A 6,114-nucleotide genomic window follows, 5' to 3' on the forward strand; every position below is an offset into this window, starting at 1 on the left:
AAAGGCAGCCCGTTGGAACCGGTGAGTTGGGATGAAGCCATTGCTTATACGGCGGAACGGCTCAAAGCGATTATTAAAGAATATGGTCCTGATTCCGTTATGGGGGCCGGTTCGGCCCGTGGTCCGGGGAATGAAGCAGGCTATATTACGCAAAAATTTATGCGTGCCGTAGTGGGCACTAATAATGTGGACCACTGTGCGCGTATTTGCCACGCTGCCTCCGTAGCCGGCTTAAAAGCATCCATCGGCGAAGGTGCCATGTCCGTCAGCGTGCCTGAAATTGAAGATGCGGAGGTTATTTTCAATATCGGGTATAATGGGGCCACGTCTCATCCGATTGTGGCTCGCCGCATTATCAAGGCCAAAGCTAAAGGGGCTAAAATTATTTGTGCGGACCCGCAGATTTCGGAAACAGCCCGTATTGCGGATATTCATTTGCAGCAAAAGGGGGGCACCAATTTATTGCTCCTCAATGCGCTGGCTTATACGATTATTGATGAGCATTTGACGGATGATGAATTTATCAAGGCTCATGTGAACGGCTATGATGAGTTTGTGCCGAAACTGGCCAAATACGCACCGGAAGCGGTGGCTGAAGAGATTGGCGTCAGTGCGTCTGCCATTCGCGAAGCGGCGCGCCTTTATGCATCGTCCAAACACTCCGTTATCCTCTGGGGCATGGGGATTACTCAGTTCTCTCAGGGCGTTGACAGTGTGGCGGCATGCTCTAATTTGGCACTTTTGACGGGCAATTACGGTCATTATGCTACCGGCGTTGGCCCGGTACGCGGTCAGAACAATGTACAGGGCACCTGCGATATGGGTATTCTGCCGGATGTATATCCGGGTTATCAGTCGGTGACGGATGATGAAGTACGCGCTAAATTTGAAAAAGCTTGGGGCGTTTCCTTGTCGGCCAAACCGGGTATTAAATTAACGCAAGTACCGGATTATGTGCTTGGCGAACCGGATCCTAAGAAGCGGATTCACGCCTATTATATTCTCGGTGAAGATCCGGCTCAATCGGACCCTAATTTGGAAGAAATTCGTGAAACGTTAAAACAGATAGATTTAGTCATCGTGCAGGATATCTTTATGAACCGAACGTCCGAATATGCGGATGTGCTCTTGCCGGCCACGGCTTGGGGCGAACATGACGCCATTTATACCTGCTGTGACCGCGGTTTTCAGCGGGTTCGCAAAGTCATTGAACCGCCGGAAGGGGTAAAACCGGATTGGAAAATCCAGAGCCTTCTGGCAACGGCTATGGGTTATCCGATGCATTACAATAATACGGAAGAGATTTGGGATGAAATGCGTAAGTTATCCCCTAAATTCACCGGCGCCACCTATGAAAAAATCGACGCATTGGGCGGCGTACAGTGGCCTTGCTATGATGAAAGTATGGATGATAAGGGGACCATGTTCCTCCATGAAGGTGGCCATTTTGCTACCGAAGACGGTCGTGGGAATTTACTTTTTACCGACTATGAGCCGGTTAAAGAAGAAGTGGATGAAGAATATCCAATGTCTTTCTGTACCGTTCGCGAAGTGGGGCATTACTCGGCACGCACCATGACAGGTAACTGCCGCATGCTTGCAAAACTGGAAGATGAACCGGGTTGGGTAGCCATGAATCCTAAAGACTGTGAAGAACTTGGTGTGGCTCAAGGCGATTTGGTTCGTGTTCGTTCACGGCGCGGCAGTCTCATAACCCGCTGCTTGCCGACGGAACGGGTAAAACCGGGTTCGACCTACATGACTTATCAGTGGTGGATTGGTGCTTGTAATGAATTGACGAATACGGCGCTTGATCCTAAGAGTAAAACGCCGGAATATAAATATTGTGCCTGCCGTGTTGAAAAGCTGGACGACCAGGCTGAGGCAGAAGCGTATGTACAGTCACAATATGCATTGATTCGGTCCAAAATGGGGATAGAAAAGGCAGGTGCCAACGTATGAATCGATTTGTAAAAGGAAATCCTTTATTTTGTATAGGCTGCCGTACTTGTATGGTAGCTTGTGTAGTGGCTCATCGCGGTAATGGTATTTTTACGACCGATCCTGAGAGCGAAGATTTTTATCCGCGTATTCATGTAGTTAAAACGAAAACTAAGACAATGACGGTGCAATGTCATCAGTGTGAAAATGCGCCGTGCGTCAAAGTGTGTCCCGTAGGGGCTTTGGAAAAAGGCACGGATAGCATTCTCATGCATGAAGAACGTTGTATCGGTTGTAAGCAATGCACGATGGCCTGTCCGTTCGGTGCCATTCAAATGAAATCGGTAGCCGACGAAGGGACTGTCCGGGTGGTAGCTAATAAATGCGACCTTTGTGCCAATACGGAAGAAGGCGTACCGGCTTGTGTCAGCCATTGTCCGACGGATGCCCTCACTTTTTATGAAATAGACAGTGTGCAAAACGCAGTGGATAAGAAAAACCTTCAAACAGCATTAAATGCATGGGCTGTAAAGGAGGGACAGGTATGAATCAGTTTGTATACTGCGATGTGAATCTTTGTATCGGCTGCGGCATGTGTGAACGTCAATGCATAATATCCCATTACGATTTAAAGATGACGGAAGTAAAACTTAATGATCCGTTGCAACGGGCTCGTTGTAAAACCTATCGCCAGCCTGAATTGAAAGCTGCTGTTCATTGCAAACAATGTGAAAACGCCTCTTGCATGGCAGCCTGTCCCGTAGGGGCTATCCATAAACGGGACGACAAGCTGATTTTTATTGACGAAAACAGCTGTATCGGTTGTCGTGAGTGCGTACTGGCTTGTCCGTTCGGGGCTGTCCGTATGGCGCCCGTAGCAGACGGTCGGGTAGTGGCCACTAAATGCGATTTATGCGTTGATACGAAGGCGGGCACACCGGCTTGCGTCAAAGGGTGTCCGAAGAAGGCCTTGACCTTGATGAACGATGAAACATTAAAGGCATGGCTTTTACATAAACAGGAGCATTCGGCATAACCACATTTAGTTATAATTTGTTATATTTGGTTGTGTTTTGCTATAATCAGAACGATGTTATAAGGATAAAACGGCTCTCTTGTAAAGTACGCTGTGAAGCGACTATACAGGAGAGCCGTTTAATTTTGAAGGTGATAGGACATTTTGACGTATAAGATAAAAGGTGATTATTGGAGCCCTTTAATCCGTTCCGGATGGGTAATACATTTAAAGGAATCGGGGCGCAACACATTACAGAGGGTAATGTTATATTTTTGAGCCAATTCGATGCCCAGTTCTGTCGGCATGGCACGGGAACAGAAAATCGGTACACCGATGCGATGAACTTTTTTGATGACCGACTGCGGTACGCGACCGCTGAAGATTAAAATTTTGTCGGACGTATCAATCTTTTGGGTGGTAATAATGCCTAAGAGGCGATCCAGTACATTGTGACGGCCTACATCTTCCGCATAGGCTACCACCTTACCGTCTTTTACGAGGGCCCCTTCATGAACGCCGTGCGACGTGTGATGAGCTTTCGTAATAGAATCAAGGAGACCACCGTAATTGCAGATTTCATCGGCGTCAACGGTGATATTTGTTTTGGCAGCCGGCGGAGTTATGGCGGCCGATTCATTGTAATAGGAGGTATTGTGATGAAGGCTTACATTGATGCGGTGCGTTTCCGAATCCATGTCAATTTGATCGATTTCATCAGCTTGTGAAATATGGTTTTCCATGAGGCAATAGCCGATAATCAAATCACGAAAATCATGGGGGGAGGCAATCAAGGTCGTGATGCGTTTCCCTTCAATATAGAGCTTATAGGCAACTTCATCGGAAATGTGAAGCTGCTCTTTGGTGGCTCCTTTGCCTTTTTCGTAGGCGATACAGGAAAAATCATTGGTAGCAGATAAAGAATACATGACAAACCTCCTTGCTGGTTCATTCTGATTGGACAAAATACTGATGTGAATGTACTTGATTTCTATATTATACATGATAGCAACATGTTATACAATTTTTATAGGAATTTACGATGCAAAAATGGCATAACAAAAGCCCTAAGTGTGGAGACTCAGGGCTTTTGCCGTTTGTGAAGAAGATGAAGTTTGTATAGACTATCCTGAGAGGATATATTGATGAAGTTTGAAGAAACTATCCTAAGAGGATACATTAACGAAGAGAAGTGTGACAGCAGGATCCTCAAGGAATAAAGGAATCGACTCCGTGCAAGCGGACAAGACATAGAGTGTGTCCGGTTGTATTTGGAGGTTACCTATTTGAGCCTTGGCAGAGGGATCAAAAGGTAAATTTGGAACATAGAGGAAGCTATGTTCGAGAGGATTAAGTTGAGAAGAAGAAGTTAACACAGAGTAGTTAACCTTCATTCCTTGTTGGAACATAACATTAAAATCTGTTGCTTTCCCCTTGGAGTAGGTGTGATAAGCACCATCGAAGTAAGCTACTTCGTACGGTTTTAATAGGTATGTTTCTGCTGTTTCTTTAAAAGATAGGTATAACTGATTGTTTAGCGGAGTAATTAGACGTTGATAGCCAGGAAGCAAAGTAAATTCAGACGATTCTACGTCAACTGTAGCGGAACTTATCCGAAGCTCAAAGTCTCTTGCTTTATAAGAGCTTTGTGGGGGATAAATATAAAACTCAGTTGTGGAACCACCGGACCAAGTAGAGGTGGTGGCGTCTTTACGACTAATCGCTGTAATTTCCATAGCGCCTCCTAAGCGTTTCATCTATTCGCTACATACAATATAAGTCAGTTACGTCTAAAAAGTGTCAAAATTCAAAAGTTTTTTTAAAATTTGAAAATTAGATGTTTTTTTGGTTATTCTTGATGTATATTAGACGTATAAAATCTTCGTTCCTAATATATGTACGGAAAATATATGTGAGGAATAAGTTGTATTTTTTGAATGGAGGCAATCATATGGCTAAGTTAGTAGAATTCGTTCCAAATTTTAGTGAAGGTCGCGATAAGGCAAAAGTTGAGAAAATCGTTGACGAAGCACGTAAGATTGACAATTTGAAAATCCTTGATTATTCCAGTGATGCCGATCACAATCGCTCCGTAGTTACCTTAATCGGTTCGCCTGAAGCGGTAACCGAAGCGGCCATCAATATGGCTAAAGTAGCGATTGAACTCATCGACATGCGTACTCATGAAGGTGCCCATCCGCGTTTTGGTGCCGTTGACGTTGTTCCGTTTACACCGATTTCCGAAGTAACCATGGAAGAATGCGTCGAAATTGCTAATAAAGTAGGTAAAGCCTATGGTGAAATGGGGATCCCGGTTTATCTTTACGAAGATGCCTGCACTAAAGAAGATCGCCGTAATTTAGCCTCCGTTCGTAAAGGCCAATATGAAGGCTTCTTTGACAAAATTAAAGACCCTAACTGGGTACCTGATTACGGTCCGGCCGAAATGAATGAAAAATCCGGCTGCTCTGCCGTTGGCGCTCGTGTATCCCTCGTGGCTTTCAACGTTAACTTAAATACCAGCGACCTTGCTGTAGCTGACGCTATTGCTAAAAAAATCCGTCATATCGGTGGCGGTTTACGCTATGTCAAAGCCATGGGTGTTATGCTGGAAGAACGCAATCAGGTACAGGTTTCCATGAACCTTGTTAACTACCACAAATCCTCCGTATATCAAGCTTTCGAAATGATTAAAATGGAAGCTAAACGCTATGGCGTATCCATCGTAGGCAGCGAAATCATCGGTACCGTACCTATGGCAGCATTAATGATGGCCGCTGAATACTATTTACAAGTTGAAAACTTTGACATGAACCAAATTTTGGAAAAACAATTATTAGACTAACAGAGCTTCCATGATTTACAACGATTAAATTGCGTATCGCTGTGCAATGAGAGTTGAAAAAAGTCCATATTTAGTGTAAATTAAAGGGTATAAAGTTATTTATCAAAGATTAACAGCCCTACAGGAGGTGCATTTATGTTCAGCGATATTGAAATTGCGCAAGCCAATCAGATGGAACCGATTACCAAAATTGCCGAAGAATGCGGCATTTTGCCACAAGAATTGGAACAATATGGTCATTATAAAGCTAAAATTTCACTCGATGTATTAAAACGTTTGGAAGATAAACCGAATGGTAAATTAGTTCTTGTAA

The 6,114-nt window shown here is 44.4% G+C and carries 7 protein-coding genes; 5 read left to right on the forward strand and 2 right to left on the reverse strand.

Features of this window, described 5'->3' with window-relative positions; all coding sequences use genetic code 11:
• The 3 genes from fdhF to E7204_RS07630 form a co-directional block, all read left to right on the forward strand.
• A partial coding sequence (fdhF, locus tag E7204_RS07620) for a formate dehydrogenase subunit alpha (protein ID WP_295183246.1) occupies positions 1–1,962 on the forward strand: 1,962 nt, incomplete at its 5' end.
• A complete protein-coding gene (locus E7204_RS07625) occupies positions 1,959–2,489 on the forward strand; it encodes a 4Fe-4S dicluster domain-containing protein (RefSeq protein WP_295183248.1) in 531 nt (176 codons plus the stop codon). The genes fdhF and E7204_RS07625, both read left to right, overlap by 4 nt.
• Positions 2,486–2,977, forward strand: coding sequence for a 4Fe-4S dicluster domain-containing protein (locus E7204_RS07630; protein ID WP_295183250.1), 492 nt, complete (start codon positions 2,486–2,488; stop codon positions 2,975–2,977). The genes E7204_RS07625 and E7204_RS07630 overlap by 4 nt, the downstream gene beginning before the upstream one ends.
• A 167-nt stretch (positions 2,978–3,144) precedes the next feature.
• Here the strand turns inward: E7204_RS07630 and E7204_RS07635 are convergent, their stop codons facing one another.
• Positions 3,145–3,885 (reverse strand): formate dehydrogenase accessory sulfurtransferase FdhD, encoded by a 741-nt coding sequence (locus tag E7204_RS07635; RefSeq protein ID WP_295183252.1) that lies wholly within the window; start codon positions 3,883–3,885, stop codon positions 3,145–3,147.
• 237 nt (positions 3,886–4,122) lie between these two features.
• The gene (locus E7204_RS07640; protein ID WP_295183254.1) at positions 4,123–4,692 is read right to left on the reverse strand and encodes a HutD family protein; all 570 of its coding nucleotides are present in this window, start codon (positions 4,690–4,692) and stop codon (positions 4,123–4,125) included.
• A 215-nt stretch (positions 4,693–4,907) separates the two neighbouring features.
• On the opposite strand from E7204_RS07640, the gene ftcD reads away from it, so the two are divergent.
• Together ftcD and E7204_RS07650 are read left to right on the forward strand one after the other, a co-directional pair.
• Positions 4,908–5,801, forward strand: coding sequence for a glutamate formimidoyltransferase (gene ftcD / locus E7204_RS07645; protein WP_295183256.1), 894 nt, complete (start codon positions 4,908–4,910; stop codon positions 5,799–5,801).
• Between the two features lie 135 nt (positions 5,802–5,936).
• On the forward strand, positions 5,937–6,114 hold a 178-nt coding region (locus E7204_RS07650), incomplete at its 3' end, for a formate--tetrahydrofolate ligase (RefSeq protein ID WP_295183258.1).

This window comes from Veillonella sp., from assembly GCF_015058545.1.
Lineage (GTDB): Bacteria > Bacillota > Negativicutes > Veillonellales > Veillonellaceae > Veillonella_A.

Coding starts and splice junctions, on each gene's coding strand:
- E7204_RS07625 (WP_295183248.1), top strand. CDS start 1,959: ATGAATCGATTTGTAAAAGGAAATCCTTTATTTTGTATAGGCTGCCGT.
- E7204_RS07630 (WP_295183250.1), top strand. CDS start 2,486: ATGAATCAGTTTGTATACTGCGATGTGAATCTTTGTATCGGCTGCGGC.
- E7204_RS07635 (WP_295183252.1), bottom strand. CDS start 3,885: ATGTATTCTTTATCTGCTACCAATGATTTTTCCTGTATCGCCTACGAA.
- E7204_RS07640 (WP_295183254.1), bottom strand. CDS start 4,692: ATGGAAATTACAGCGATTAGTCGTAAAGACGCCACCACCTCTACTTGG.
- ftcD (WP_295183256.1), top strand. CDS start 4,908: ATGGCTAAGTTAGTAGAATTCGTTCCAAATTTTAGTGAAGGTCGCGAT.